The organism is Candidatus Reidiella endopervernicosa, assembly GCF_013343005.1.
GTDB lineage: Bacteria > Pseudomonadota > Gammaproteobacteria.
The window spans coordinates 2,400,917-2,426,677 of record NZ_CP054491.1 but is presented as its reverse complement, the minus strand read 5'-3'; the positions used below and the strand labels follow the sequence as shown (position 1 = coordinate 2,426,677).

Below are 25,761 nucleotides of genomic sequence, written 5' to 3'. Positions count from 1 at the left end.
CACCTGATGGCCACACAGTGGCATTTGGGGACAATAGTGGTGAGACACATATTCTAAATCTCGAAAGTGGAAACGAGATCCGTACGCTTCCAAAGATAAAGGGTGCGCAGGGTGGGGGCTGGGTGTACATACTCTCCATTCGCTCCGAACAGTCCCCACCTTGTTGTCGGTACGGGTGGTACTAGCGAGGCGCAGGGGTAGCCCAGCTCTGGCAACTCGGCGATGAATCGATGTTGCAGGAGTACTCAGGTCAGTCTGGTGCTGTGGTTTCCGCTAGCTTCTCGCCTAACGGAGACTTCGTGCTGGTGAATGGTCTGACAGAGGCAGTGTTCTGGGACCTACGAACGGAGGGTCGTCGGACGTCTGGCACACCCGCTTCGAAAACGGGTCAAGTTTGTTTCGGGTGAGAGTCGTGTGGTTTCTCCTGACGGGAATAACGTTGTCGTTCGATCTCTTCATAGCGGGCAGCAGGGCAGACTGATCCCTAGCGAAGGTAGCTTTGATTTTAGAATGGTACATGACGTGGTTAGCTCGCCTGATGGCCAACATCTGCTTACTAATGAGCTTGATGGTCTCTTTTGCGTGATGCCGATTCTGGGCGTGTTATCCACCATTTTCCTGACGTTACGCTTGGTTTTGCGGGTGCCGAACCACTCTTTTCACCAGATGGTAAGGCTGTTTTCACACTGACACATGACGAAGGGATTCTCTGGGATGTGGAGAGTGGTAAGCCACGTTCACGTATTTCCCAACCGGGTGCATTCATCAATTTCGACAAAATGGCGTTCACTGCTAACGGCCGTTATGTGGTGATTAGGAATAGTAGTCACGACGAGGCGATAGTACTGGATATGGAGCAGGGGCAGATCGCCAGACGATACCCTGAGAGTGATAAACGCTATCGATCAGACTCCTACTGGTTGTTGGCTGCTCCAGATGGTGGAGTAGTACTACTCAATGCAACATACGATGGCAGCTACCGACTGATTGATCCGGTCTCCAGTAAAGAACAGTTGAGATGGGCAGATTCTCCAGGATATATCACGACAGCCGCCTCTCTCCCGACGGTAATCTATTGGCGACTTCTGGAGAAGATCGGTCCGTATCGCTTTGGGATGTCTCGGACGGACAACTTATTACTCGACTCGATCATCATAGTGGTAGCGTTAATGAGATCAGTTTTCTACAGATGGAGAGCGGATGCTGTCGGCCAGCTCAGACGGTAGTGTCGGCATTTGGGATCTATCAAAAATCGCCTGCTTGCCAGTCTGCTTAGCTTCTCAAATGGTGACTGGGCTGTGGTTGCAGCAGACGGTCGCTACGTTTCGAATGCCCCGGTGATCTGCCTGCACTCTCCTGGGTAATGCCTGATGAGCCACTGAAGCCGCTGCCAATAGAGATCTTCTTGCGTGAGTATTTTGAACCCCGACTACTTGTCAGGCTGTTTGGTGGTGAAGCGATGACACCGGTGCAGCTGGTGTCAGAGGTGAATCGTCTTCAGCCGCTTACACGAATTACATCAATAACAGCTTCAAGTGCTGATCCTGCTTCTGTCGATATAAGTGTTGAGGTGAAGAGTGTTAGTTCGGGTGAGAAGCGTTATTCAGGGGCCAGAGACCTGCGGATTTTTCGAGACGGTCAACTGATCGCCTACGGACTAGAGTCGGATGACGAGCAGTTAAAGCAGGAGGGTGTAGCAGAGCTCAGATTCAAAGATGTTCGTATACCAACAGACAGAAATAGTGATATTAAATTCAGCGCCTATGCCTTTAATCACGATGGCGTTAAGGGTGTGAGTTCGCACTACCCCTTCAAGCCACAACTCTCTTCTGAGAAACGCGCACCGCGTGCCTATGTGGTTAGTATCGGTGTGAATAGCCACCAAAATCAGCCTGGGATCTCAGTTACTCTGCCGCAGATGCGAGGGCGATGCAGAGTGTGCTTATTGATCGACTACGCCGTATCGGGCGGTATGAAACGGTCGTTCCAATTGCGTTGATTTCGGATCGAGAACGGGCGAGTCATCAGCAAGAAAGGAGGTGGTGTCGGCAGTGCTTGCTGCGCTCGCTGGTGATCGGCTCGATCAACGGTTGCTTGATCAATATCCCCAGTTGGCAACGCTTCGTAGTGCCAATCCTGAGGACACGCTTATTCTCTCCTTTTCGGGACATGGCTATGCAGATGAGAATGGCGTATTCCATCTTTTCCGGAGGATATCGGTGTCGGTACTAGACGCGAAGTGACCGATGCGATGTTGAAACGAACGATATCTGGCAATGAACTGAGCCGCTGGTTGAGAGATGTTGATGCGGGTGAGATGGTGATGATTATCGACGCCTGTAACTCTGCAGCCAGCGTCGAGTGATGGGTTCAAGCCAGGTCCGATGGGTAGCCGTGGTTTCGGACAGCTGGCCTTTAACAAGGGTATGCGGATACTAACGGCAACCCAGGCTGAGAATGTGGCGCTGGAGAGTGATCTGATTGGCCACGGCATCATGACCTATGCCTTGTTACGAGAGGGGCTGGAGCAGACTCGCGCCGATGCTGCTCCTTTGGATGGAGAGATTAAGGTCGGTGAGTGGTTAATCTATGGCGTGGCGCGTGTTCCGGACCTATATCATGAGGTGAAGCGTGGCAGGATCAGTGGAACGCGGGGTGTAGTTCGAGTCCACAAACCCTCTCAAACTGAGCAGGCGGCCAGACGGCTCAACGTACAGCGCCCTGGCCTGTTCGATTTCGTAAAGTCGAGGGTGATCAACTCATTGAGCGTTATCCAGTTCAATCCAGTAGAGATTCAGAGTTGCCATTAGTGCACGTGCAATGAGATCACGAGGTACAACGTCTGTCATCTGTTGTGAGAGCAGCTGATGGAATTACAGGCATTAATATTGGTGCGCCTACTTGGCTGTGTTCTCGTGCTGGTAGTGTGTTTTATCTGGATGCTTATCAGGGCTGAGTCTGTACGTTTGGCGCTGGCCACTAATCGCTACAATTCCAATGTGCCTGCTCTATTTGGGGCCAAGGCGATATCTACTACCGTTTTCCTCGGTGTTTCTGTTGGCGATTGTTGTTAAGAGTGTTTCATGGATGGTTTGGCGCTTCAATAACCGCGAGTAGAATATGGGTTTATAAGTATAGATATGCTCTAGGATGGGGTATCTAGGTATTGTCTATATCTGGGTGATAGAGCAGGATGGTGAGGTCATTCACTTCAGCTCTGCAGTGACTCGGCAAATGGCTGTATAACTCGGCTTTATAATGAGAGCGCAAGTTGGAGTTTAACCCCGATATAGCGTCTTTTGTAGGCTACAATAGGTTGTGATCGACGTTAATCTGATAGCGAAAGCGCGGTAATTTGAGTGCAATTCGCCATTTATATATATCCGTATTTCTAGAGTAAGTATGAGCATCTATCGACCGATAATAATAATACTTTGCCTGCTGCAGACACTTGCTGTTCATGCCAGTAGCGAAGAGCGGTTTGACCATTTTCTCTCCTTAAGCCTTGAGGAGCTAATGGCCCTTGAGGTCACGATCTCCACAGCATCCAAGCAGTCCATTACCAAGGCTCCTGCAGTCGTTACAGTCATTACCGCAGAAGATATCAAAGCGACGGGCGCGACCAATATTGTCGATGCGCTTGAGGGCGTGCCGGGCATCCATATCCGTACTAATCAGTTCGCCTTTAGGCCATTTGTGCAGTTCCGTGGTGCCAATGCCAGTCAGACGCTGCTGATGGTGAACGGTGCGCCGATGAGTGACCTGATGTGGGGCTTTGGCATCTTCTGGAAGGGATTGCCGACCAGCATGATCGAACGGGTTGAGATTATTCGCGGTCCCGGTTCGGCCCTGTTTGGTGCTGATGCCTCTGCGGGTGTGGTGAATATCATCACCAAAACCGCTGGCAAGATCGATCGTTCGGAGATCGGGGTGCGTACCGGCTCCTTTAACACGCATAACGCCTGGGCGCAGTATGGCGATCAGTGGGGCGGATTCGATGTGGCCTTTACGGCCGATTTCTACACGACCAATGGGCATGATCCTTATATCGAAGCCGATGGGCAGACCCTTCAGGATCAATCACTCGCAACCAATGTCTCCCTGGCGCCGGGCGCTGCCCAGATTGGCTGGAATAACATGGATCTCCGTTTCTCACTTGCGAGAGCGAACTGGCGTGTCAATGTTGACTATATGAAGCATAGCGATCTCGAGATCGGTTTGACGGGAGCCGGAGTGCTAGACCCAGTTACTGAGGCGAGCGATAGTCGCTTTAATACCAGCCTGCTCTATACCAATGAACTGTTCAGTGAAAACTGGGGACTTGATGCGGAGCTTCGCTATCAGCATCTCGACTACACGTCGGGCGACGGCTTTCAGGAACGTCCCCGGCGCCTTTGATGGCGACTATCCAGACGGCGTCATAAACCAGATGCGGTCAGCTGAACAGCGTGTCTCATTTGAGATGAGTGGCCTCTATAAGGGCATTGATGATCATGCACTTCGTTTAGGTATGGGACATACCTGGCAAGATCTCTTCCTGGTCGAACAGTTTATCAATATGGGTACGGGTCCTGATGGTAATCCGCTGCCACCAGGTGGTCCACTGGTCGATCTCTCAGATTCGCCATACGCCTTCGCGCCGGAGAAAGCACGCAACATTAGTCATCTGTTTCTTCAAGATGTATGGAGCATGGGGAGGATTGGGAGCTAACGGCAGGTGTCCGTTATGACCAATACTCCGATTTTGGCAACACGTTGAACCCTCGTCTGGCACTGGTCTGGCAGAGTACCGATAAATTCACCACCAAGCTGATGTATGGAGAGGCCTTCAAAGCACCCTCATTCCAGCAGCTCTTTGCTGAGACCTCTTTCACTCTGCCCAATCCTGATCTCGATCCTGAGCGTTCAGAAACACTTGAGCTAGCATTTAGCTATGCGGCAACGAAGAACCTCAATCTAGGACTCAATATCTATCATTTCCAGCAGTCCGATTTTATCCGTGCGCAGACGGTGATGGGGCTTTCCAAGCGCCAATATATGAACTCTGGTGAACATACCATTCGCGGCGTTGAGGTTGAGGCGAGGCTGCAGGCGACTAAAACCTGCGCCTCTCGGGTAACTACACCGTTCGCAATCCAGATGACAATGAGTATCGGGCCATCCAGGAGTCTGAGCAGGATGCCTATTTACGTGCAGATTGGGGGCTGTTGCCGGGGTGGAACTGGAATCTGCAGGCTAACTGGATTGGTGAGCGTGCTCGAGCGTCGGGCGATAGCCGAGAACCGGTTGATGACTATCTGATTGCCGATACTACATTGCGATACACAGGGCACAAGCATCTGGAGCTAGCAACATCGATACGCAATCTGTTTGATGAGGATGCAAGAGAGTATACGGGCCGCTCCATTCCTGGCGATCTGCCTCTTGCCGAACGAAGCATTTTTGCTGAGTTGCGTTACAAGTTCTAGGCGTGGCAATGGAAGTTATAGATTCTGTAGGTGCCCATGCAATTTCGTGTGGCTGTTCCAAAGTTAGAGTGTTTGAAACCGATAGCGATTCGGTTATTACAACGGTTAAGGATTACCAATAGTTTTGAATGTGATGATTGCCATGCAACAGCCCAGGCTGCATGAGTTGCGACTTCGTGGTGATGGGTCGGCTCAGTGCTGCGAAGGATGGGCTTCGATAACGACCACGTTGATAAGTGGGTGTCAGAGCCAGTTACCCCGTCAGCTTAATGGCAAATGTGCTGCAGTAAATGCCGGCAGGGCACTCATTTGAATAGAGTGCTACACGGACTGTTGCTAGCTGTTTGTCTTGGCCTATCTGTCACTCTGCAGACGGTTGCCAGCGCTCAGGAGCCTGAGGAGGAGGCACGTCTGCTCAAGGCTGTGTTTATCTATAACTTTGCCAAATTCACACGCTGGCCGGATCACGTCCTCTCCGATCGTGATTATCCCCTGACGATCTGTACGGCAGGAAGTGATGAGATGCTCGATGCCCTGGCCAGGCTTGCTGGTAGACAGGTTCAAGGGAGACAGGTTGTATTGCAGCCCATCGACCATGGCGAGAACTCGCCGCCATGTCATCTTCTCTATATCGCAACCTCTGAACGAAACAGTTTTCCCGAGACTATTGCGCAAGTAAATGGAGATCCAGTGCTGACTATTAGCGAACTGCCAGGCTTTGCTCGAGGCGGTGGGGTGATTGAACTCTATCGTGAGCAGGGGCGAATTCGCTTTCTTGTTAATCTGCGTGTTGCCCGAGAGAGGGGGCTGGAGATCAGCTCACGTCTACTCAATCTTGCCGAAATCGTTAATGGTGAGGGGGGGCAATGAAGTTGCTGCGTGATGCCTCCATCAAGAAGAAACTGATAGTCATTATCCTGGCAACGGCGGCGACTATTTTGTCGTTGAACCTGCTTATGTTCATGTATGTCGAGCTCTCTGCAGCGCGCGATGATACAACCACTCGAATGCGTACCCTGGCAACGGTAATTGGGGCTAACAGTAGTGCTGCTATCGCATTTCGCGATCAGCGAACAGCTACCGAGGTTTTATATACTCTTTCATCTCAGAGTGATGTGCTGAAGGCAGAGCTACTACTCAATGATAACCAGTTGTTTGCGCACTATCGTTCTCCTCAACTTGAATCAATGGAAGGAAGTGAATCTCATGCTGGAGAGATCGATACGTGGGGAGAGGTCGTGGTCGAAGAGTCGATCATGCTCGATGGTGATGTCATTGGGCGGATGCGCATTACTGGAGATATGAGCCATGCCTACAGCTCCTTTATCCAGGAGGTCCAGGTGGTATTGGGTGTGTTTGTCATCTCCTTGTTACTGGCCCTGATCCTATCAAGTTGGTTCCAGCGTGTTGTTTCGGTGCCGGTTAGACGTCTTCTGGAGAGCATGCAGCAGGTCGCTGAGAAGCGAGACTTTTCGCAACGTGCCGAACGACTGAGTAACGATGAACTGGGTACGCTGGTTGATGGTTTTAACGTCATGCTGGATCAACTACAGGACTATGACAGTGAGTTGACCACCTATCGTGTAGATCTTGAGCGACTGGTTGCCGCGCGTACCTATGAGCTGGAACTGGCCAAGGAGGGTGCGGAGGCGGCGAGTCAGGCAAAGAGTGATTTTCTTGCCACCATGAGTCACGAGATTCGCACCCCGATGAGTGGTGTGATCGGCTTTACCAGTCTGTTGAAGAAAACCTCGTTGGATGAGTTGCAGCTCGACTACGTGGAGACGATATCCACCTCGGCTGAGAGCCTGCTTACCATTATTAACGACATTCTCGACTTCTCAAAGATGGAGGCGGGCAAGCTCGAGCTCGTGACAAAAGACTTTAGACTTGATGCGCTGGTCGATGAGGTTCGTTCACTCTTTGCGCCGAAGGCGAGTGAGCGAGGTTTGAAGTTGGTGGCCGAGGTGGAGAGTGATGTGCCTGTGGCGCTACAAGGAGATCCTGGGCGGCTTCGCCAGATACTGATCAATCTGCTTGGAAATGCAATCAAGTTTACCGAGCAGGGTCAGGTCTCGTTGCATGTGGAAATTGAGAGTGGAAGAGACGATGGGATTGCCCTGAAATTCACTGTTAGTGATACCGGTATCGGTATTACCTCTGATCAGCAGCAGGGTCTGTTTCAACCGTTTCAACAGTGTGATGGCTCGATAACCCGGCGTTATGGGGGAACGGGGCTGGGATTGGCGATCTGCCAACGATTGGTTGCATTGATGGGGGGTGAGATTCACCTCACTAGCGCACCAGACGAGGGCTCTACATTCACGGTCTCACTACTGATGTCGCCAGCACAATCACCCATAGCGTTGGGTCTGACTGAAACTGAAGGTGCGGAAGCAGAACCTCCTGATGAGAAATCGATCTCAGTGGCTGCTATTGAGACGGCAAGGGGGGATATGCTGACAGGTCTGAGCATTCTGGTCGTCGATGACAATGCGATCAACTTGACGTTGGCGACGACCCTGCTGGATACCGAAGGGGCAACTGCTGTGGCTGCCAAGAGCGCGGAAGAGGCGCTTGAGCTTGTTAATAAACAGCGTTTTGACCTGATCCTTATGGATCTTGAGATGCCTGTGATGAGTGGTATTGAGGCCGCGCAGCAACTTAAAGAGGTTCAGAGTGGTGGTCGTGCGACGCCCATTGTCGCACTCACCGCGCACGCCTTTCCCGAAAAGCGGCAGGAAGCGCTGGATGTTGGGATGAACGATCTGCTGGCTAAACCCTATACCGCAGAGCAGCTCTATGACGTCATCAAGAGGTGGTGTGTTGAAAATGAATCGCAAACTGACGCAGAAGCGTTAACACAAATATCCGCTAGTGATGATCTACCACTCTATGATCGTGAAGCGGCCCTCGCTGCCGTGGGTGGCAACGAATCGGTAGCCACACAGCTACTTAAACAGTTCATGGAAAACCTGGCCATCAGTGAGGCGGCTATGGTCTCAGCACAAGAGTGTAGTGCCGATGAGCAGCTCTATCAAGCAATACACAAGCTGGCCGGTTCAGCCAGTAGTGTTGGTGTCTTGGCGCTTCATGCAGAGGCGATTCAGTTGCTGGAACTGCTGAGAGGAGAATCAGGTTCTGAAGGTATGGTTAATGATGCTATTGCCAGGCTCCAGGCACTGATTATGGAAACAAAAACGACACTGTCTCGTGAAGTAGAGGCTCTTCAATAGCTCGTTCAGCAGATCGATTGTGGCTGGTAACTTGGCCTTATATGGGGGATCTGATATTCTCTCGCTCCTCTGCCAATCACCCCAAATTGAGTGCAACGTAGATTTACCGATACGTGAGCACCAACGTGGTTGAATACTCCATCTGGAGAGCAGAACCGAGTTTTGGTGACCGGTGTTGGTCCCCTCGCGACGAGAAACTGTGAATCCGGTCAGGCCTGGAAGGGAGCAGCCGCAGCAGTGGATTCGGGCGCCGAGGTGTGGCTGGCATCGGTTGCCTCCATTTTTACTGATATCAAAGCCTGTTTTGTTGCGTTATGTGCATTGTGTGTCGATTCGCAATGCCATGTTCTGCGCTGGCGCCTACATCCCCTAATCCTGTATATTTGCTCCTTCTATTCGACTCGGATTTCAGCTGATTCCAGATGAGCTATCAGGTTCTCGCCCGTAAGTGGCGACCACGCAATTTCAGCGAGATGGTTGGGCAGGAGCACGTACTTCGTGCGCTGATCAATGCACTCGATAACGACCGCGTTCACCACGCCTTTCTCTTCACCGGTACACGAGGTGTTGGCAAGACGACTATCGCACGTATTCTCGCCAAGTCGCTTAATTGTGAACAGGGAGTTACTTCAACACCCTGCGGTGAGTGCGCGGCCTGTACTGAGATCGATGAGGGACGGTTTATCGACCTGATCGAGGTCGATGCGGCATCCAGGACCAAGGTCGAAGATACACGTGAGCTACTCGAGAACGTGCAGTACGCACCGACACGCGGACGCTACAAGGTCTATCTGGTGGATGAGGTGCACATGCTCTCCAACCACAGCTTCAATGCACTGCTGAAGACCCTTGAAGAGCCACCGCCACATGTGAAATTTCTGTTGGCGACCACCGATCCGCAGAAACTTCCCGTGACGATTCTTTCACGCTGTCTGCAGTTCAATCTCAAGCGTCTGCCCGTGAGTCGCATTGGCGGATATCTGGAGCTTCTCCTGGGGAAGGAGGCGATCAACTTCGATCAACCCGCGCTGGGACTACTCGCCAGGGCTGCCGATGGCTCAATGCGTGATGCGCTCAGTCTGCTCGATCAGGCGATCGCCTTTGGCGGCGGTATCGTCTCGGAGGCGGAGACGCGTGCAATGCTCGGTACGATCGAGCAGGAGCATGTGATTGAATTGGTCAGCGCATTGGCCGATCAGGATCCTCAGCCGATCTTTGCCAAGGTTGAGCAGCTATCAGAATTCTCCCCCGATTATGCCGGACTGCTGAATGAGGTTATCACCCTGTTGCACCGCATCGCCCTTGCACAGACGATTCCCGAGGCCATTGACGACACCTATGGTGATCGAGACGCCGTTATCGAACTGGCGAACCGCTTTGATGCCGAAGAGTTGCAGCTCTACTACCAGATCGCCCTGATCGGTCGACGAGACCTACCGCTGGCTCCAGTGGCGCGTAGCGGTTTTGAGATGGTATTGCTGCGGATGTTGGCATTCTCACCTGAAGAGAGTGGGACGACTAGTGGGGGAGGCGATCGTCCGGTTGCTCGTCGTGAGGCTGCGCCGCGTAGTACGCCACGGCCTGCTCGCACAGAGGCTGCACCCTCAGCAGCCCCAGCGGCATCTCAGCCGGGTGTTAATCGTGAAGCTGTGTCTGAACCGACTGAGGGATCGAGCCCCATTTCACGCGCTCGCTCAGCGCTCTCTGCAGCAACTGCACAAAAGGCGGCTCAGCCCGCTGCTGAGAAGAGGCCGAGTGAAGCCCCCGTTTATCAAGCTCCGGTGGCCGAACCAGAAACGCCCCCCGCTGCAACCGCCGCTAAGGCGCCATTACCACCTGAGTGCAGCTGGCCTGATGTGGTTACAGCCTTAGGTTTGAGTGGTGCATCCGTCCATCTCGCTAACAATTGCCTCTTTGTTGAGGCGGATCAAAGTAGCGTTACTCTACAGCTCGATCCGGCAGCTGAGCATCTGCGTAGTCAGAGCGTTGAGCAGCGTCTACATAAGGGATTGGAAAACTATCTGGGAAAGAGCACCCGTCTAGTCATTAAGGTTGAAAAGCCGGTGGCAGAGACACCGGCACAGGCGCAGGTTCGAAATCGTGAAGAGCGTCATCAGGCTGCAGTGGAGTCGATGCAAAAAGATATAAATGTCAAAGAGATAGTGGATGTTTTTGATGCAACTTTGCATCAGGATTCGGTGCGTCCGATCGACTATTAGTACTATCGATATCAGATAAATTCAGTAATCACTGTCCACTATATTGTGGACCGGAATAGATAGAGGAACAGGCAATGAAAGGTGGACTAGGTAACCTGATGAAGCAGGCTCAGCAGATGCAGGCCAATATGGAAAAGGCGCAGGCTGAGCTGGCCAATATGGAGATTACCGGTGAATCGGGCGGCGGCATGGTGAAGGTTGTGATGACCGGTAAACATGAGCTGCGTCGAGTCTCGATTGATGATTCCCTTGTCGGTGACGATAAGGAGATGCTGGAGGATCTGATCGCTGCTGCGGTCAATGATGCGGCCCATAAGGTTGAGGCGGCTACCCAGGAGCAGATGAGTGGCTCAATGGGTGGGATGCAGCTTCCACCTGGTTTTAAACTCCCCTTTTAGATTACGGTCGTGTCAAAGGACCTGATCTCCCAGCTGATCGATACGCTTCGCTGTCTGCCCGGTGTTGGGCCGAAATCGGCGCAGCGCATGGCCTACCATCTGCTTGAACGCAACCGAGAGGGTGGCAACAAACTTGCTCATGCCTTGGTTGAGGCGATGGAACATGTCGGCCACTGCCGTATCTGCAATACCCTCACCGAGCACGATGAGTGTGAGATCTGTTCAAATCAGGGACGTGACGGCTCGTTGCTCTGTATTGTTGAGACCCCAGCTGATGTGCTGGCGATCGAGGCAACCGGGTATCGTGGTCGTTACTACGTCTTGATGGGGCACCTCTCACCACTTGATGGAATCGGGCCAGAGGAGCTTGGGTTGCAAAAGCTGGCAGATCACCTCGATAGAGGTGGAATTGATGAGTTGATTCTTGCAACCAACTCGACGGTTGAGGGTGAAGCGACCGCTCACTATGTGGGCGAGATGGCACACAAACGCGAGATCCGTGCCAGCCGTATTGCCCACGGCGTTCCGATTGGCGGTGAGCTGGAGTATATCGATGGTGGCACGCTTGCCCATGCACTGGCGGGGCGCCAATCGGTTTAGTGGTCTAACTATTTCCTGAAAATGTCTTTACTAAGATTAACGTAACCAACTGTTATTAATGATAACTATGGAAGAGTGTCTGTTTTGTAAAATGGTGGCTGGTGAGATAGAGCCACAGTGCGTCTACGAGGATGAGCAGGTGCTCGCCTTCCGGGATATCAATCCCCAGGCACCAACCCACGTTTTAATTATTCCCAAGCAGCACCTATCGACGATCAACGATCTTGATCACGAACATGAGCAGCTTGTTGGTCGACTCTATATAGCAGCCCAGAAAATCGCTGCTACAGAGGGGCTTGCTGATAGTGGTTATCGGACGGTGATGAACTGTAATGCTGACGCCGGTCAGACAGTATTTCATATCCACCTCCACCTGCTCGGTGGTCGCAGGCTGGGCTGGCCACCGGGTTAATTCTGGTCGTCACACGACGATGCTCAAATCTGAGATACCTCCGGGAGTCGCTATTTTGCGAAAGTTTGTTTTGGGCATCCAAGCCCAAGCAAACAGCAAAAACTTCACGCGACCGTTTATGCCTGCGGCGCCCCGACCGTCCTGCGTACGTTGCGTAATCACCTCTTCGCGGCTCTACACAACTCCCTCAGTGACTCTACGCCGACATAAAGCCGCTGCTGCATCTTCTCCGTCGTTCGCTCGCGCTCTCAACTACGAATAGGCAGACGGCGTCGACTATCGGGGACTAACCGCCCTCACTTCGCTCTCCATGGCGGTCAGCGAAGGATAGAGATTACCTTTAATGAATCAGCAGCAAGCAACAACACCAACAAGAAATGGTCCGTGCCCATGCGGTAGCGGTAAGAAATTTAAAGACTGCTGTGGAGAGATAGAGAACAGTTCGGTATCACGACATCAGCAGTCTCAGAAAAGCGGTGTGCCACCTCACATCATCAAGCATATCGAAGAGGGTATGAGTGCTGCCAAGGCATTGACGGATGGTGGTGATCAAGAGGCTGCCGAGCATCGTTTGCAACAATTAATTAGTGAAATTCCAAAGGCTATCGACCCTCTGCGTATGTTGGTTGGGTTGATGAAAGCCCGCAAAGTGAGCAGTGATGAGCTGGTCGATCTTCAGGCAAGGCTGGTCATGCTCAGTCCAGAAAGCGATGCCTTTCTCTGTGATGCAGCCCAAACGCTGCTTAATTTAAAACGATATGCTGAGGCTGAACGCTGTGCTCGGCGTGCTGTTGGAATCCGCCCGACCAATCCGCAAGCACATAATGTTCTGGGAATGGTGTTGGCAGAGATGCATCAGCCTGATGGTGCTGAATACCATTATAAACAGGCCTTGAGTCAACACATTCCGGTTGGAAAGCTCTGTGCCAATCTCGCCTTTGTACTAAAACAGCAAGGAAAAATTGAGGAGTCAGCCGCTTTCTATCGAAAAGCGGTCGCGCTCGAACCGGATAACGCCGTCAATCTACTGACCTGGGCCAAGCTTGAAGAGTCATTGAAGCATTTTGATACCGCCTGGGATCTTGTAGAGCGTGCAAGGAAGGTCTCCTCTGACAAGGCGTGTCTGGTGCTTGAGTCGACACTCTTGCGGCGTGAAGGGCGACTCGAGGAGGCTCTGGAAAAGCTTAATGGCATCGATGTTGAGGATGAGAAGGATGTTTTCTTAATTAGTTACTTCAATGAGCGCGCACAGGTGCTCGATAAATTGAAAAGATTTGACGAGGCGTTTGTCGCCATCGATCAATCGAATAGCCTGATTCGGAAAACGAGAGAGTCGATATACGATAGCGCATCCAATCGAACTACTGTTGAGCGTTACGAGCAGTTTTATCAAGCACGTCGAATCAAGGAGATACCGTGTTGCGGTAATGATCCCGATGTTCCAGAGCAGGCCACCCCCCTGTTTATTGTTGGCTTCCCACGTTCTGGTACAACGATGGTCGAGCAGATCTTAACTTCCCACCCGAATATTTCGGCAGGCGATGAACTCACCTATTTGTGGCGTATCAGTCAACTAGCTCCCACACTGCTGGGAAGAAGAGGGGAGTTTCCCGAATTTCTCAGCAAGCTGGATCAGTCAACGCTCGAGGCGGGGTTGAAGAGTCTGCGTGAGTACTACCTCTGCAATGCGATAGCCGATCGTGTCGTTGGATCTGAGACCAAGCTTTTTACCGACAAGATGCCGCTCAATGAGATGCATTTAGGACTGATTAATCTGATCTTCAATGACGCTCCCATTATTCATATGATTCGTCACCCTCTCGATGTTGTGCTTTCAAGCTACTTCAATGATCTTACTCACGGTGATAACTGCTCCTACAGTCTGGTTAGTGCCGCACAACACTCGCTGACCGCCATGGATAGCGAAGCGAAGGCGGTTAGTCCCGATAGTCGACGCCGTCTGCCTATTCGTAGTTGAGAGCGTGAGCGAACGACGGAGAAGATGCAGCAGCGGCTTTATGTCGGCGTAGAGTCACTGAGGGAGTTGTGTAGAGCCGCGAAGAGGTGATTACGCAACGTACGCAGGACGGTCGGGGCGCCGTAGGCATAAACGGTCGCGTTAAGTATTTGCCGCTTGCTGGGCTTGGATGCCCAAAACAAGCTTCCGCAAAATAGCGACTCCCCGAACGCTCTGATATTTGAGCTGGTGGAGCATTACAAAGCCAATCTCGATATGCGTTATCACGCGGTTCGGTACGAGGACATCGTCGATAATCCTGAAACCCATATCCGCGAGCTACTCGAATTCGTGGGTGAGGAGTGGGATGATCGCTGCCTCGATTTTCACAAAAACAAACGTTTTGCCAGAACGGCCAGCTATGCGCAGGTGACTGAGAAGCTCTATACCCGATCGGTATTCCGATATAAGAACTACCGAACACAACTTGAGGCGATTATTCCAATCCTCGAACCGGCTATTTCAGCGCTTGGATATACAGTCGAATAGCGCTTAGGTGAGCTAAATGTGTGCTGTAAGTAGTTTTTTCCTCTATTTGAGAATGGGATTATTTTGTAGCTTATTAGCCTCAAACAGGTCTGATTTATTTTTGATGTCATCATTGGAAAAGTAGATGTTATCTAACTGATTGTAATATGGGTAATTATTGAGTTTGTTGTTTGAATGATAAATGGTGGGTTTAGTTGTTATTTTCAGGAATTGTGACTAGAATTATGCAAATTCTTATGATCGACGTTCATCTTTAATGATCGTTTGTGACAAAACAACAATTCCATGGAGAGGTTTCTCAATGAGCCATCGTCGTAGCCGTACAAAAGCACAGGTTGTCGCACGTAACGAAAGACAGAAACGATCTCCCCACTTCAAACACACCATGATTGCAGCAGCTGTCGCAATGGCTATGCTGCCAGAGGCACAGGCTCTGGCCAGCAATGCGGTCAATATTGAAACCTACTTCAAACCTGGCAATCGACGTGCACTGGTTGGCGTGGAAGCTGTTTTCGCGATGGCTCGCCGTGAAGACTCGCTCTGGTTTACTGATATTAAGTTCACTGGGACCAACAAGGAAACGCCGGGGAGTCGCTATTTTTGCGAAAGTTTGTTTTGGGCATCAAGCCCAAGCAAGCGGCAAATACTTAACGCGACCGTTTATGCCTGCGGCGCCCCGACCGTCCTGCGTTCGTTGCGTAATCACCTCTTCGCGGCTCTACACAACTCCCTCAGTGACTCTACGCCGACATAAAGCCGCTGCTGCATCTTCTCCGTCGTTCGCTCGCGCTCTCAACTACGAATATACAGACGGCGTCGACTATCGGGGACTAACCGCCCTCACTTCGCTCTCCATGGCGGTCAGCGATGGAAGCCAACGTCGCTCTGGGACGTCGCTGGTTCAACGATTCTAACAACTGGCTCATCGGTGGTTTCGGCTCATTCGACAAGCGTCAATCGCGCAGTAAAGAGGTCTATGACCAGTTGACCTTTGGTTTTGAGGCGCTGAGCGACACCTGGGACTTCCGCGCCAACTACTACTATCCAATCACTGATAAACAGTATGTCGGTGTCGGTAACAAGGGCTGGTTCTCGGGTACATCGCTGATCCGTAGTGGTGTCTACGAAGAAGCACTGGCCGGTGGTGATATCGAGATTGGCCGTCTGCTGCCTGTTTCAAACGAAGTTGAAACCCGCGCCTTCCTCAGCGGTTATCGTTTTAGTGGTGACCTCGATACCACCGTTACCGGCATGGGGGCTCGTCTTGAGGTGCGTCCGCAGCAGAATCTGATCTTCGGTCTTCAGGTGCAGCAGGATGATCAGCGTGATGTGCAGTACTACGCTGAGATTCGTTACAGCTTCGGCCACAAGAGCAAGAGTGCTATTCGTACGCTCAATGAGCGCATGATGGATCCGGTCCGTCGCGATCCCGATATCGTCACCACCGGTCCGACCGATAGCGAAAACCGTAACTTCGGTACCCTCTACAGTGATGATGTAATTCACATCGACAATGAAGGTGGTGAAGGTGGTGGTGATGGTAGCGCAACGAATCCCTACGAGACGGTAGGGGATTGTAATGCCGGTCGCTGTGAGGGTAGTGAAGGGGCGCTGATTTTCGTCCATGAAGGTAGTTCTCCCTACGACACAGAATCCTTCTCCCTCGAATATGGTCAGACTCTCTGGGGCCAAGGTTATCAGTTACTCGACATTCTAGACGATGGTAACGGCGATCCGCTGGAGCTGGGATCGTCAAACATGCCTACCCTTGAAGGGGGCGAGTTTGATGGCGGTGTTAGTGGTCGCCTGAATGACAGCAATACCGTGATGGGCCTTAGGTTTGCCGGAAATGCAACCGGAATTCTGGCTGACAACAACACAGATTTTAATATCCACCACAATATCTTCAGTGGTGCTGCAGGAACTACGGGAATGAGATCCATAATTTCTCTGACGGACCTGATGTGTCGACTATGGGCACGATCGCCAATAACACCTTCTATACAGACGACTACGGTACTGCTATTGCTCTAACCGCCGAGGGTTCTGAAGGTGCGTCGGTCACAGACGGTCTCATTCAGCAACAATTACATCTACGGTCCGGGTTACGGCGTTGTTATGAGTAATAGCGCCAAGTACGGTGCTATCTCAACTCAGACGGTCAGCCTTGAAGATAACTGGATCGTTACTGATAATCCTGCAGTGTTGGCCTATAACGATGCTCAGCATGAAGGGTCCTACGGCGTACAGAATGTCAATCTTGATGGTAATGTTGTCTTGTCCTACAGCGTTCCTGTGATGGCGGTCAACCTTGCTGGAGACGCATTCGATGAATGGGAAGATGGGGTACCTGTAGGTGGCGACGCGGGCTCGGGTTACGGATCGGCCCAGACCATTACGATGTCTGACAATATGGCCTACGGAGTCGCCCATGGTCTCTATGCACATACCGAAAGTTTCGGATACGGTGTAAGCACGCAGACGATTATGTCAGAGAATGACCAGTTCACAGGTTTCTTCTCTGGTATGACCACCACCGTCTTCTCCAAGTATGGAAGTTCATCAACGCAGAATGTCACGCTGGATGACTCTGTTGTATTTGGTTATGGCGTTGGTGTACTGGCGAATGCCTCTGCAGGCGAAGGTGGCTACACTGAGCAGAATCTGACCATCGAGAATGGAACTCGAATCGACGGCTACGGTATCGGGTTGCTGGCATCGGCAGGTAAATATTTAGAAGAGTCTCCTTACTCTCTCGGTTCGATTGTTGGTGAGGTGGAGTATGGTGATCTGACCGGATTTACTGAACAGACCGTCACCATGGATAGCAGTATTATCGGTTCCAAGTATGAGGGACTCGATAATATTAATGCTGTTGGCGCCTACTTCGTAGTCAGTAGTGACTATGGCTCTACATCGCATCAGACGGTCACTTTGACCGATAATGTTATCGATAGTGCGTATGGTAACGGACTGATTGCTGTTGCTGACGATTATGGTGTCACTAATCAAACAGCCACCCTGTCAGGCAATACAATTACCTCTGGTTCCAGACTTCATGATCCCGTCTATGGCACGTACTCACTCAATATTGTTGCGGATGGTGGCGATGCCCCCTATGGCGGCAATGTAACCCAGGATGTCACACTGAGTGATAATATGATTGGCTTTGATGAGTACGCAGGAGAGGGTTATGGCATCCCGGTAAGAATCGATGCAGATGGTGATTATGGTCTGGTGGATCAGGATGTAAGCTTCAGCGGCGATACATTGGAGTCTGGCGTCTATGGTCCTTCCGTCTATGTAAATAATGATGGCAGCTTCAGTGATACATTCCAGGATGTGGAGCTGAGTAATACCAATATTACTGAGGAAGATGCTGTCGACGATGGTGCAATTGTATGTGAAGTCGATTCCACGCCCGATAACACCAGCATCGATGTTGATGGCAGTGAGATCAGTGGTGAAGTCTGTAGTGATCCTATCTAGATAAGCTCCGAGCTCACTTTCGGTGAGTGAAGCTTATGTTGGTTGAAAATAAAAATGGTCCGGATAATATCCGGACCATTTTTTTATGCTGTTCTGACTAATTCAGAGCGAAAGTCTTCCAACTTTTCGTTACTACTCAGGGTGCCGTGATCGAGATAGAGAAAGCGGATATCAAAATCACTGAAGTAGTTGATCGATTGGTAGAAGCTGCGAGCAACATCTTGTTCCTCCCTGTTCGATAGGTGACGATCGCTCTCGATTCTAACCTCCAGCACCTCTCTCCTGGTCTGGACAATCTGAAAGCGATGAGAGGGTAGGGCCTTAAGTAATGTTTTTTTGAACTGTGTCAGTCGTGGCCACTGTTTATCACCGGAATGGAGTGTCAGCATGTTTCGTTCGCGCCCCATGATCCGTCTGATCGTGGGAAGCCCTCGGCCGCAACCGCACGCTTCGCCAACCTCCGCGTAATCGCCAATCGCGTAGCGAATCAGGGGCATGGCAAAGTTGTGTAACGTTGTCACAATGACTCTGCCGATCTCGCCGGGTTTACATGCCTCGTCCGTATCACTAATCACCTCCAGCAGGACGCTTTCAGACTGAACGTGATAGTTACCGGACTCACCGCACTGAAGCGCCATGTAGCCGCACTCCTTGCTGGTGTAGATGCCGTAGAGTTTGGCGTTAAATACCTTGTTAAAAAGTACAACACTCTCAGGCTGAACAACTTCACCAAAGGCGATTGCCTCCTCGAGTGCCGGTAGGGTCTTGTTGTGTTGTTCGAACCAGGCAGCGATGGCATTGAGATTGGAGGCGTAGCTGTGCAGGTAGGTTGGATTCTGTTCTATTAACCATCGGCACTGTTTTTCAATGGGATTTGAAACATCCAGAGCAACGGAGGCGGTGGTGTGAAAGAGGGTGTTTGTTATCGGTCCCCAACCCGCTATCTCAAGGCCATCTTTGAAACGCGGGTCATTATCGGGGGTGTCACGAATATAGGCGATCTTTTTTGTGAAGTCCCGCTGGTGCCAGAGGTGATCGCGCAGGGTATGAGTCTTCCAGATAAAGTGACTATATTGCGTACCGATAAAGTCGATCGACTGGCCGGTTGAACCGGAAGTGCTCCCTTTGTGACACGCCCCATGCTGCTTCGGAATAGCCGTCGAAATTATGCTCTTCTGCTCACGCTGTATCGTCCCTCTCTCCAGTATCGGCAGCTGCGACCATTGCTCTGGTGAGTAAATCTTGTCGGGGTGAAGATCGTCGCTATCGAGTCGCTGTCGGTAGTACGAGCAGCTCTGGTAGGCGTGTTGAAGCAGTACGGTAGCCTGTTGAAACTGACGCTCGTTGATATATTCCGGTGATTGCCACTGATCGTGTTCCATCTGGTAGATCACGGAGAGCAGTCGCGCACCCTCTTGAGAGGGGATGGCGGGCCAGGCAGATTCTGCAATAGAAGTGACGAAGGTGCTGTGTCTGTTCGGCCTCAAACGGTCTGCTCCCTATCTGATTGGATGAGTTCAGATCTGAAGTCTTCAAGCTTATGGTTATTGCTAAGCTCTCCGCTGTTTAGATAGTGGAGTTTAATGCTGTAAGCGTACTGCTCTCCAATGCTTTTGTTGAGTGCCTCCCTGATTCGTTCCTCACCAGAGGGGGGCAAGCTCTGGCTGGTTTCGATGCGAAGTTCCAGTTTACGCAGTTCCGTTTGAACCACCTGGAACCGAGGCGTTGTTATGAGCGACAGGAGTACCCCTCTAAATTCACTGTTGAGACTCGGCCACTGTGAGCTTCCGTCGGGTAGACGAAGCATGTTGCGTTCCCTGCCCATCACCTGGCTGATGGTGGGAGAGCCTCGCTTACAGCTGCAGGGTGTAGCAAGCTCAGCATAGTCGCCAATCTCGTATCGAATCAGTGGCATGGCAAAATTGTGTAGAGGGGTGACGATGACTCGCCCCACCTCGCCAGGAAGGCAGGGCTCTCCTTCTGAATCGACTATCTCTAACAGAACGCTTTCAGTCTGCACGTGGTAGCTTCCCTTCTCATGACACTGAAGGGCGAGATAGCCGATCTCATTACTACTGTAGGTTGAGCTGACCGATGCCTCGAAAAGATCACGATAGAGTGAACGGGTATCGGGTTTGAGCAGCTCGCCAAAGGAGAGTGCCTCTTGCAGTGAGGGTAGGGTGTGGTTGTTGAGTTTGAACCAGTTGGCTATCGCCTCGAGATTGCTGGCGTAGCTGAGTAGATAGGTGGGATCGGTCTCGATTAACCAGCGGCACTGCTGCTCAATGGGGGTGGATGAGTCCATGATCGCTGATGGCCCCGTCTCGTATATGGCATTGGTCACTGGACCCCAGCCAGGGATAAGGACACCTTCGCTGAAACGACTGCGCTGCTTCTGCATGTCACGGATATAGGCGATCTTTTTACTGAAATCACGCCGATGCCAGAGATGATCGCGCACGGTGTGCGCCTTCCAGATCAGCTGACTCAGTTCCGTTTTGTGATACGTAAGAGGCTGACCTGTTGAGCCGGATGTGTTGCCGCTGCTGATTCGCCCATGACTCTTTGGAGTGCTGTTAGAGAGAAGGCGATCTTTACTCTCTTGAACGGTTGTCCGTTTCAGTATCGGCAGTGTACGCCAGGCCTGCATCGAGTTGATGTCGTCCGGGTTAATTGCCTGCTCATCTAAGATGGTGCGGTAGTGGTCACAACTACTGTAGGCGTGCTGGAGGAGAATCTTCGCCTGTTGTAGTTGCTGTTTTTCAAGCGTCGCCGGATCGAACCACTGGCTCTGCTCCATCTGGTAGAGCAGCGAGAGCATCTGTGAGCCTTCGGTGGAGGGGATTGCGGGCCAAATGTTTCCCGCTAGTGTCGACTTAACCCGTTGATGATGCTCCGGCTCATCCATCATCTACTTGTCGCCACCAGCACAGATGGCGTGAAAACTCTTCAGGCGAGCTTCGTTGATCCGCTTATCCTCGATCGCCTCTTTCAGGGCGCAGCCCGGTTCGACGATATGACTGCAGTTATTAAAACGGCAGTGACCCAGATAGGGGGAGAACTCCGGAAAGCCGTGGATGATCCGAGTCGGATCGCTCTCCCAGAGGCTGAAGTCCCGCACACCGGGTGAGTCGATCAGGGCGCCGCTTTGGGGTAGATGGTAGAACATCGATGTGGTGGTGGTATGACGGCCGAGACCACTCTGTTCGGAGATGGCGCCGATGCGAATATCCAGGTCAGGCATTATCGCTTTCACTAACGATGACTTGCCGACTCCCGACTGACCCACCAGTACGCTTGTTTTACCTTCAAGCTGACTATTTAACTCATCGAGCCCATGCTCGCTGTGGGTGCTGGCAAAACGTAGCTCATAACCGATGTTTTTATAGATTGAGAGGCGTTCTTTCAATGCAACCAACTCATTTGAGTTCAGCAGATCGATCTTGTTGACCAGAATAATCGGGTGGATCTCACTCAGTTCGGCCGCAACCAGATAACGATCAAGAAGTCCTTCGCTGGGCTCAGGTGCGGTGGCGATGACGACCACGATTTGATCGATATTGGCAGCAACCGGTTTCACCTCGCCACTACTGACGGGGCGTGATAGTAGTGAGTCTCGCGGTAGTAGGGCGGTGACCACCCCATCGCCCTGTTCACTGGCCTGCCATACTATGCGGTCGCCAACGACCAGGGATTCCATGTTCTGCCGCATTTGGCAGCGGTGAAGCTGCTTCTTGTCATCTTCAACCGCGATGGCCTTACCGTAGTGAGCGATTATGGTGCCGCGCTGTTCTGCGCCCAGCATGGTGTCGGCCAGTTTATCGGCCTCTTCAGCGCAGCGTTCTTCAACGCGTGACTTGCGCCGAGCCTGAATGGCACGGATGCGTTCGCGTTGCTGTTTGGTGAGTCTGCGTTTTGCCATCAGAGAAGAACGGTAGAGAGGAAACTACGGGGATTAATCAAACGTTGTTATCCCCGCCGTTAAAGAGCGCATCGATCTGCGCCGCACAGATAAAGTCATTCTCGGAGAGGCCACCAACGCTGTGAGTTGAGAAGTGGATCAGGCAGCGGTTATAGCTCACCTCAAGGTCGGGGTGGTGGTCTTGTTGATGGGCGATCCAGGCGACGCCGTTTACAAAGGCGATGGTCTGGTAGTAATTCTTGAAACGTAAGGTGCGACTGATCTGCTTCAGGCTCTCATCCAGTTGCCACTCAGTGTCGATCTCCTGCTGCAGACGACTAATCAGCTCTTCGTCGAGCGGTGGTGTGTCGCTGCTAAGAGACTGGCAGTGACGCTGCAGGAGAGTACTCATAGGGTCTAGAACTTGTAGAAATTGTGGTTGAGAAAGTCAGAAACCATCTCTACATCTTCCTCAAACCACTTCAAGCCGAGGGCCAGTTCACAGCGCTGTACCTGAGTGGTAAGCCCGGGGCGATTGGTTACGCGGCGATCTGTACGGGTATAGATCTCACTACCGTGACAGCGCACACAGTTCTCGTTGTGTAGCTCCTTGCCCTCACTGAGATCGGCGGCATTGGCAGTGCCAATCTGAAGAGCGGTAGCGGCAACGGCAATAGCGATTAAGTAGCGCATCTGGAATACCTTCCTGTTTCTGTCGGATAACTATGAGCTGATTTTAGCCGATAAGTGGGCCACCCGCAGCGGGGCTGGTGGATGGGAGTCGTGGAATGCCGAGTAGAGGGGATCGGGGGTCAACGTACTCGCATTCTCCTTGTAGAGTTTGACCAGCGCGGAGATCAGATGTTCAGGCGTGCTCTGCGCAGCGGCGAAGTCATCGGCCTCATACTCATGCTTGCGGGAGAACCAGGAGAAGAGTGGGGTGAGGAAGAAGCCGAAGGCAGGCGAAACCAGCATGAACAGCGCCAGCGCTACATGGTTCGAAGGAGTAGAGACGCCCAGATCACTGTAGAACCAGGAGGCGCTCACCAACCAGCCGAGCAGTGCCAGCGCGCCAAGGCTGATAACCGCTGAGGAGAGAATACGTTTGGGGATGTGGTGCATGCGGAAGTGCCCCAGCTCGTGGGCGAGTACGCCCTCGATCTCCTCAGGGGTGAGTGATTCGATCAGGGTGTCGAAAAAGACGATGCGTTTCTGTTTTCCGAGGCCGGTGAAGTAGGCGTTACCGTGGCTGCTGCGTTTGGAACCGTCCATGATAAAGATGCCATTGCTGGCAAAGCCGCAGCGTTCCAGTAGCGCCTCGATGCGATCGCGAAGCTCGCCTTCTTCAAGTGGTTCAAACTTGTTGAATAGTGGTGCGATGAAGGTCGGGTAGGCCCACATCATCAATAGTCCAAAACCCATCCAGACTGCCCACAGGTAGAGCCACCAATACTGACCGGCTGAATCCATCAGCCAGAGTGCCACCCAGGCGAGTGGTGCACCAATTACCAGCATCAAAAGGCTCTGTTTGATCAGATCGGTAAAGAAGAGTTTCGGCGTGCTTTTGTTAAAGCCGAAGCGTTGCTCGAGCTTGAAGGTTTTGTAGTAACTGATTGGTAGTTCAATCAGTGAAGCGATCAACGCCATGCTGATCAATAGACCCACACCTGTGACGAGTCCATTAAGCGCTAGTGAGCGCCAGAGAGTATCGAGCAGTTCAAGTCCACCACCAAAGGTCCAGATCAGGATTAGCAGGGTGCCAAAGAAGAGTTCATAGCTGGATATACGATTGCGAGCCACCGTGTAGTCTGCAGCCTTCTGATGAGAATCGAGATCGATTTGACCTTTAAAGGCATCGGGAACCTGGCTGCGTCGTTTGACGATATGGGTGATATTGCGAAGCAGTAGTGCGATGTCTACAAAGAGTGAGAGGAAAAGGAAGAAGATGAAAATCAGGCTGAATTCGTACATCAAGGGTCTCGTAGGGATGAGTGCGGCGGCACCGGTGCCCGTTTGCTAGAATGGTCATTAGTCTAACAGAAATATAAAGGGTACCCATGGAACAGAACTCTAAGAATCTGATATGGATCGACCTCGAAATGACCGGTCTTGATCCCGATAATGACAAGATTATCGAGATCGCTACCATCGTTACCGATGCTGAGCTTAATATCCTTGCCGAAGGTCCGGTCATCGCCATTCATCAGAGTGATGAGATCATGGCGGGCATGGATGAGTGGAATACCAATCAACACGGTACATCTGGGCTAACCCAGCGGGTCAAGGATAGCCACTACAGTGAGGAAGAGGCAGAGGCGGAGACGATTGCCTTCCTTGAGCAGTACGTGCCAAAGGGTGCCTCACCGATGGCAGGCAACAGTATCTGCCAGGACCGACGTTTTATGGTTCGTGGTATGCCCAGGCTCGAAGAGTTCTTTCATTATCGCAATCTTGATGTCAGCACCCTCAAGGAGCTGGCAGCGCGCTGGGCACCCGCTATGGCCAAGGGATTTAAGAAGAGTGGTAACCATCTGGCGCTCGACGATACGCGTGACTCGATTCGTGAGTTGCAGTACTACCGTGAGCACTTCATCAAGGTCTAACCAGATAATCAAACCTCTACGGGTGTGTTGGGGAGATTCCCCCACTCCGACCAGGAGCCTGGGTAGCCCTTGATATTGGGATAGCCGAGACTCTTCAGCATGATATAGGTGTGTGCTGAGCGGTGGTGGCTGTGGCAGTAGACGATCACCTCGTGTTCCGGCGTGATACCTAATCCCTCCAGCATCTTTCGTAACTCACTCGCCGGCAGCAGACGTAGATTGCGCGACTGATCCATCGCCAGAGTCCACTCCATGTTGACCGCGCCAGGTATGTGACCACCTTTCTCGGCAAAGCGTTTCACCCCCCGATACTCATCGACGCTACGTGCATCGAGTAGTGCCAGCTGACCGCTATTGAGCTGTGACTCAATATAGTGCTGATCGGCGATCGCCTGGGTGAATGGTCGGTCTGGATATTCGGCTGCGACGGGTTTGATCTGTTCGGACTCGAGGGCATGTCCCTCATTACTCCATGCGTGCAGTCCACCGTTGAGCAGCGAGTAGTGTGGGTGGCCAATCGTCTCCAGCGTATAGAGCAGTCGTGCCGCCTTGCCACCTCCCTCATCATCATAGGCAACCACATGGGTATCTGGTGTGATTCCCAGCGAAGCAAGTAGCTGACAGAAGCTGGAAGCATCGGGAAGCAGACCAAACACCGGCTTGCGGTTGAGTACAATTTGACCGTAATCGAGATAGATAGCGCCTGGAATATGGGCGCTCTGGTAGCTGCTCTCCTTGCAGAGATCGAGAATGAGCAGATTGTCCTGATTTAGATGCAGCTCAAGAAGATCGGGCTCAACGATAAGGGGCAGGGTTGGGTCGCTCATTTCAGCTCCGTTTGTTATTTTATTAGGCTACTACCGTGTCATTATTATCCAATCACTATGTCGCTGTCGTGTCTGATAAATAGCCTCTCTATAGAGAGGTTA

At 51.8% G+C, this 25,761-nt stretch carries 27 protein-coding genes, 1 other RNA gene and 1 pseudogene; 21 read left to right on the top strand and 8 right to left on the bottom strand.

All coding sequences use genetic code 11. The features are described from left to right. Nucleotides 1–1,018 precede the first annotated feature (1,018 nt). The 16 genes and pseudogenes from HUE57_RS20355 (at nucleotide 1,019) to HUE57_RS13240 (ending at nucleotide 14,311) form a co-directional block, all read left to right on the top strand. A complete protein-coding gene (locus tag HUE57_RS20355; protein ID WP_420885690.1) occupies nucleotides 1,019–1,276 on the top strand; it encodes a WD40 repeat domain-containing protein in 258 nt (85 codons plus the stop codon). An 87-nt stretch (nucleotides 1,277–1,363) separates the two neighbouring features. Beyond that, the gene (locus HUE57_RS13305) at nucleotides 1,364–1,999 is read left to right on the top strand and encodes a hypothetical protein (protein ID WP_174673335.1); all 636 of its coding nucleotides are present in this window, start codon (nucleotides 1,364–1,366) and stop codon (nucleotides 1,997–1,999) included. A gap of 385 nt (nucleotides 2,000–2,384) precedes the next feature. Then, nucleotides 2,385–2,810 (top strand): hypothetical protein, encoded by a 426-nt coding sequence (locus HUE57_RS13300; protein WP_174673334.1) that lies wholly within the window; start codon nucleotides 2,385–2,387, stop codon nucleotides 2,808–2,810. Nucleotides 2,811–3,402: 592 nt separating this feature from the next. Continuing rightward, complete coding sequence (locus HUE57_RS19700; RefSeq protein ID WP_174673333.1) at nucleotides 3,403–4,398, top strand: TonB-dependent receptor plug domain-containing protein; 996 nt, start codon at nucleotides 3,403–3,405, stop codon at nucleotides 4,396–4,398. A 31-nt stretch (nucleotides 4,399–4,429) separates the two neighbouring features. After that, nucleotides 4,430–4,711: a hypothetical protein gene (locus HUE57_RS13290; RefSeq protein ID WP_174673332.1), complete on the top strand. Its 282-nt coding sequence runs from the start codon at nucleotides 4,430–4,432 to the stop codon at nucleotides 4,709–4,711. A gap of 44 nt (nucleotides 4,712–4,755) precedes the next feature. After that, nucleotides 4,756–5,301 (top strand): TonB-dependent receptor plug domain-containing protein, encoded by a 546-nt coding sequence (locus HUE57_RS13285; protein WP_236860598.1) that lies wholly within the window; start codon nucleotides 4,756–4,758, stop codon nucleotides 5,299–5,301. Nucleotides 5,302–5,786: 485 nt separating this feature from the next. Continuing rightward, the gene (locus tag HUE57_RS13280; RefSeq protein ID WP_236860722.1) at nucleotides 5,787–6,338 is read left to right on the top strand and encodes a TOL_0243 family YfiR-like periplasmic protein; all 552 of its coding nucleotides are present in this window, start codon (nucleotides 5,787–5,789) and stop codon (nucleotides 6,336–6,338) included. Next, nucleotides 6,335–8,704: an ATP-binding protein gene (locus HUE57_RS13275; RefSeq protein ID WP_174673329.1), complete on the top strand. Its 2,370-nt coding sequence runs from the start codon at nucleotides 6,335–6,337 to the stop codon at nucleotides 8,702–8,704. The genes HUE57_RS13280 and HUE57_RS13275 overlap by 4 nt, the downstream gene beginning before the upstream one ends. A 173-nt stretch (nucleotides 8,705–8,877) precedes the next feature. Further along, nucleotides 8,878–8,974, top strand: an RNA gene (gene ffs / locus HUE57_RS13270) — signal recognition particle sRNA small type. A gap of 152 nt (nucleotides 8,975–9,126) precedes the next feature. Next, nucleotides 9,127–10,923: a DNA polymerase III subunit gamma/tau gene (gene dnaX / locus HUE57_RS13265; protein WP_078483654.1), complete on the top strand. Its 1,797-nt coding sequence runs from the start codon at nucleotides 9,127–9,129 to the stop codon at nucleotides 10,921–10,923. Between the two features lie 74 nt (nucleotides 10,924–10,997). Then, nucleotides 10,998–11,321, top strand: coding sequence for a YbaB/EbfC family nucleoid-associated protein (locus tag HUE57_RS13260; RefSeq protein ID WP_078483655.1), 324 nt, complete (start codon nucleotides 10,998–11,000; stop codon nucleotides 11,319–11,321). A gap of 9 nt (nucleotides 11,322–11,330) precedes the next feature. Further along, entirely contained in the window at nucleotides 11,331–11,921 is a 591-nt protein-coding gene (gene recR / locus HUE57_RS13255; protein WP_135622190.1) for a recombination mediator RecR, read from the top strand. Nucleotides 11,922–11,988: 67 nt separating this feature from the next. After that, nucleotides 11,989–12,333 (top strand): histidine triad nucleotide-binding protein, encoded by a 345-nt coding sequence (locus tag HUE57_RS13250; RefSeq protein ID WP_078483657.1) that lies wholly within the window; start codon nucleotides 11,989–11,991, stop codon nucleotides 12,331–12,333. Nucleotides 12,334–12,388: 55 nt separating this feature from the next. Further along, nucleotides 12,389–12,595 carry a hypothetical protein gene (locus HUE57_RS13245; RefSeq protein WP_174672671.1) on the top strand — a complete coding sequence of 69 codons (207 nt, stop codon included), beginning with the start codon at nucleotides 12,389–12,391 and terminating at the stop codon, nucleotides 12,593–12,595. A gap of 81 nt (nucleotides 12,596–12,676) precedes the next feature. Next, nucleotides 12,677–12,760 (top strand): annotated as a pseudogene (locus HUE57_RS20350) (SEC-C metal-binding domain-containing protein); the annotation flags it as partial. Nucleotides 12,761–12,811: 51 nt separating this feature from the next. Further along, nucleotides 12,812–14,311, top strand: coding sequence for a sulfotransferase family protein (locus tag HUE57_RS13240; protein ID WP_236860597.1), 1,500 nt, complete (start codon nucleotides 12,812–12,814; stop codon nucleotides 14,309–14,311). On the opposite strand, the gene HUE57_RS13235 is transcribed toward HUE57_RS13240, so the two are convergent. Further along, nucleotides 14,298–14,441, bottom strand: coding sequence for a hypothetical protein (locus tag HUE57_RS13235; RefSeq protein WP_174672542.1), 144 nt, complete (start codon nucleotides 14,439–14,441; stop codon nucleotides 14,298–14,300). The genes HUE57_RS13240 and HUE57_RS13235 overlap by 14 nt on opposite strands. Nucleotides 14,442–14,539: 98 nt before the next feature. Here HUE57_RS13235 and HUE57_RS13230 point away from each other — a divergent pair, with 98 nt between their 5' ends. From HUE57_RS13230 to HUE57_RS13215, 4 genes are all read left to right on the top strand, one after another. Continuing rightward, the gene (locus HUE57_RS13230; protein ID WP_174673327.1) at nucleotides 14,540–14,839 is read left to right on the top strand and encodes a sulfotransferase; all 300 of its coding nucleotides are present in this window, start codon (nucleotides 14,540–14,542) and stop codon (nucleotides 14,837–14,839) included. A gap of 527 nt (nucleotides 14,840–15,366) precedes the next feature. Then, entirely contained in the window at nucleotides 15,367–15,753 is a 387-nt protein-coding gene (locus HUE57_RS13225; RefSeq protein WP_174673326.1) for a hypothetical protein, read from the top strand. Next, nucleotides 15,707–16,873, top strand: coding sequence for an inverse autotransporter beta domain-containing protein (locus HUE57_RS13220; protein ID WP_174673325.1), 1,167 nt, complete (start codon nucleotides 15,707–15,709; stop codon nucleotides 16,871–16,873). The genes HUE57_RS13225 and HUE57_RS13220 overlap by 47 nt, the downstream gene beginning before the upstream one ends. Before the next feature lie 18 nt (nucleotides 16,874–16,891). Next, a complete protein-coding gene (locus HUE57_RS13215) occupies nucleotides 16,892–18,328 on the top strand; it encodes a hypothetical protein (RefSeq protein WP_174673324.1) in 1,437 nt (478 codons plus the stop codon). A gap of 83 nt (nucleotides 18,329–18,411) precedes the next feature. On the opposite strand, the gene HUE57_RS13210 is transcribed toward HUE57_RS13215, so the two are convergent. Genes HUE57_RS13210 through HUE57_RS13185 form a run of 6 tightly spaced genes read right to left on the bottom strand, consistent with a single transcriptional unit; the run spans nucleotide 18,412 to nucleotide 24,200 of the window. Then, nucleotides 18,412–19,815 (bottom strand): phenylacetate--CoA ligase family protein, encoded by a 1,404-nt coding sequence (locus HUE57_RS13210; RefSeq protein ID WP_078483660.1) that lies wholly within the window; start codon nucleotides 19,813–19,815, stop codon nucleotides 18,412–18,414. After that, nucleotides 19,812–21,239, bottom strand: a complete 1,428-nt coding sequence (locus HUE57_RS13205; protein ID WP_135622192.1) for a phenylacetate--CoA ligase family protein — start codon at nucleotides 21,237–21,239, stop codon at nucleotides 19,812–19,814. Before HUE57_RS13205 ends, HUE57_RS13210 begins: the two co-directional genes overlap by 4 nt. Further along, complete coding sequence (gene rsgA / locus HUE57_RS13200) at nucleotides 21,240–22,250, bottom strand: small ribosomal subunit biogenesis GTPase RsgA (protein WP_078483662.1); 1,011 nt, start codon at nucleotides 22,248–22,250, stop codon at nucleotides 21,240–21,242. Nucleotides 22,251–22,287: 37 nt separating this feature from the next. Beyond that, nucleotides 22,288–22,641: a 4a-hydroxytetrahydrobiopterin dehydratase gene (locus HUE57_RS13195; protein WP_078483663.1), complete on the bottom strand. Its 354-nt coding sequence runs from the start codon at nucleotides 22,639–22,641 to the stop codon at nucleotides 22,288–22,290. 5 nt (nucleotides 22,642–22,646) lie between these two features. Continuing rightward, the gene (locus tag HUE57_RS13190; protein ID WP_078483664.1) at nucleotides 22,647–22,922 is read right to left on the bottom strand and encodes a c-type cytochrome; all 276 of its coding nucleotides are present in this window, start codon (nucleotides 22,920–22,922) and stop codon (nucleotides 22,647–22,649) included. Between the two features lie 30 nt (nucleotides 22,923–22,952). Beyond that, on the bottom strand, nucleotides 22,953–24,200 hold the full coding sequence (locus tag HUE57_RS13185; protein WP_078483665.1) for a M48 family metallopeptidase: 1,248 nt from the start codon (nucleotides 24,198–24,200) through the stop codon (nucleotides 22,953–22,955). Between the two features lie 86 nt (nucleotides 24,201–24,286). Between HUE57_RS13185 and orn the strand changes: the two genes are divergently transcribed. Continuing rightward, nucleotides 24,287–24,832 carry an oligoribonuclease gene (orn, locus tag HUE57_RS13180; RefSeq protein ID WP_078483666.1) on the top strand — a complete coding sequence of 182 codons (546 nt, stop codon included), beginning with the start codon at nucleotides 24,287–24,289 and terminating at the stop codon, nucleotides 24,830–24,832. 8 nt (nucleotides 24,833–24,840) lie between these two features. Here the strand turns inward: orn and HUE57_RS13175 are convergent, their stop codons facing one another. Continuing rightward, the gene (locus HUE57_RS13175) at nucleotides 24,841–25,659 is read right to left on the bottom strand and encodes a sulfurtransferase (protein WP_078483667.1); all 819 of its coding nucleotides are present in this window, start codon (nucleotides 25,657–25,659) and stop codon (nucleotides 24,841–24,843) included. Nucleotides 25,660–25,761: the final 102 nt, after the last annotated feature.

What these genes read in the sequence shown, in the direction of transcription:
- orn (WP_078483666.1), top strand. Translation starts at nt 24,287, where the DNA reads ATGGAACAGAACTCTAAGAATCTGATATGGATCGACCTCGAAATGACC.
- HUE57_RS13260 (WP_078483655.1), top strand. Translation starts at nt 10,998, where the DNA reads ATGAAAGGTGGACTAGGTAACCTGATGAAGCAGGCTCAGCAGATGCAG.
- HUE57_RS13205 (WP_135622192.1), bottom strand. Translation starts at nt 21,239, where the DNA reads ATGATGGATGAGCCGGAGCATCATCAACGGGTTAAGTCGACACTAGCG.
- HUE57_RS13220 (WP_174673325.1), top strand. Translation starts at nt 15,707, where the DNA reads ATGGAAGCCAACGTCGCTCTGGGACGTCGCTGGTTCAACGATTCTAAC.
- HUE57_RS13235 (WP_174672542.1), bottom strand. Translation starts at nt 14,441, where the DNA reads ATGCCTACGGCGCCCCGACCGTCCTGCGTACGTTGCGTAATCACCTCT.
- HUE57_RS13305 (WP_174673335.1), top strand. Translation starts at nt 1,364, where the DNA reads ATGCCTGATGAGCCACTGAAGCCGCTGCCAATAGAGATCTTCTTGCGT.
- HUE57_RS13185 (WP_078483665.1), bottom strand. Translation starts at nt 24,200, where the DNA reads ATGTACGAATTCAGCCTGATTTTCATCTTCTTCCTTTTCCTCTCACTC.
- rsgA (WP_078483662.1), bottom strand. Translation starts at nt 22,250, where the DNA reads ATGGCAAAACGCAGACTCACCAAACAGCAACGCGAACGCATCCGTGCC.
- HUE57_RS13300 (WP_174673334.1), top strand. Translation starts at nt 2,385, where the DNA reads ATGGGTAGCCGTGGTTTCGGACAGCTGGCCTTTAACAAGGGTATGCGG.
- HUE57_RS13195 (WP_078483663.1), bottom strand. Translation starts at nt 22,641, where the DNA reads ATGAGTACTCTCCTGCAGCGTCACTGCCAGTCTCTTAGCAGCGACACA.
- HUE57_RS13290 (WP_174673332.1), top strand. Translation starts at nt 4,430, where the DNA reads ATGCGGTCAGCTGAACAGCGTGTCTCATTTGAGATGAGTGGCCTCTAT.
- HUE57_RS13275 (WP_174673329.1), top strand. Translation starts at nt 6,335, where the DNA reads ATGAAGTTGCTGCGTGATGCCTCCATCAAGAAGAAACTGATAGTCATT.
- dnaX (WP_078483654.1), top strand. Translation starts at nt 9,127, where the DNA reads ATGAGCTATCAGGTTCTCGCCCGTAAGTGGCGACCACGCAATTTCAGC.
- HUE57_RS20355 (WP_420885690.1), top strand. Translation starts at nt 1,019, where the DNA reads ATGGGCAGATTCTCCAGGATATATCACGACAGCCGCCTCTCTCCCGAC.
- HUE57_RS13190 (WP_078483664.1), bottom strand. Translation starts at nt 22,922, where the DNA reads ATGCGCTACTTAATCGCTATTGCCGTTGCCGCTACCGCTCTTCAGATT.
- HUE57_RS13175 (WP_078483667.1), bottom strand. Translation starts at nt 25,659, where the DNA reads ATGAGCGACCCAACCCTGCCCCTTATCGTTGAGCCCGATCTTCTTGAG.
- HUE57_RS13250 (WP_078483657.1), top strand. Translation starts at nt 11,989, where the DNA reads ATGGAAGAGTGTCTGTTTTGTAAAATGGTGGCTGGTGAGATAGAGCCA.
- HUE57_RS19700 (WP_174673333.1), top strand. Translation starts at nt 3,403, where the DNA reads ATGAGCATCTATCGACCGATAATAATAATACTTTGCCTGCTGCAGACA.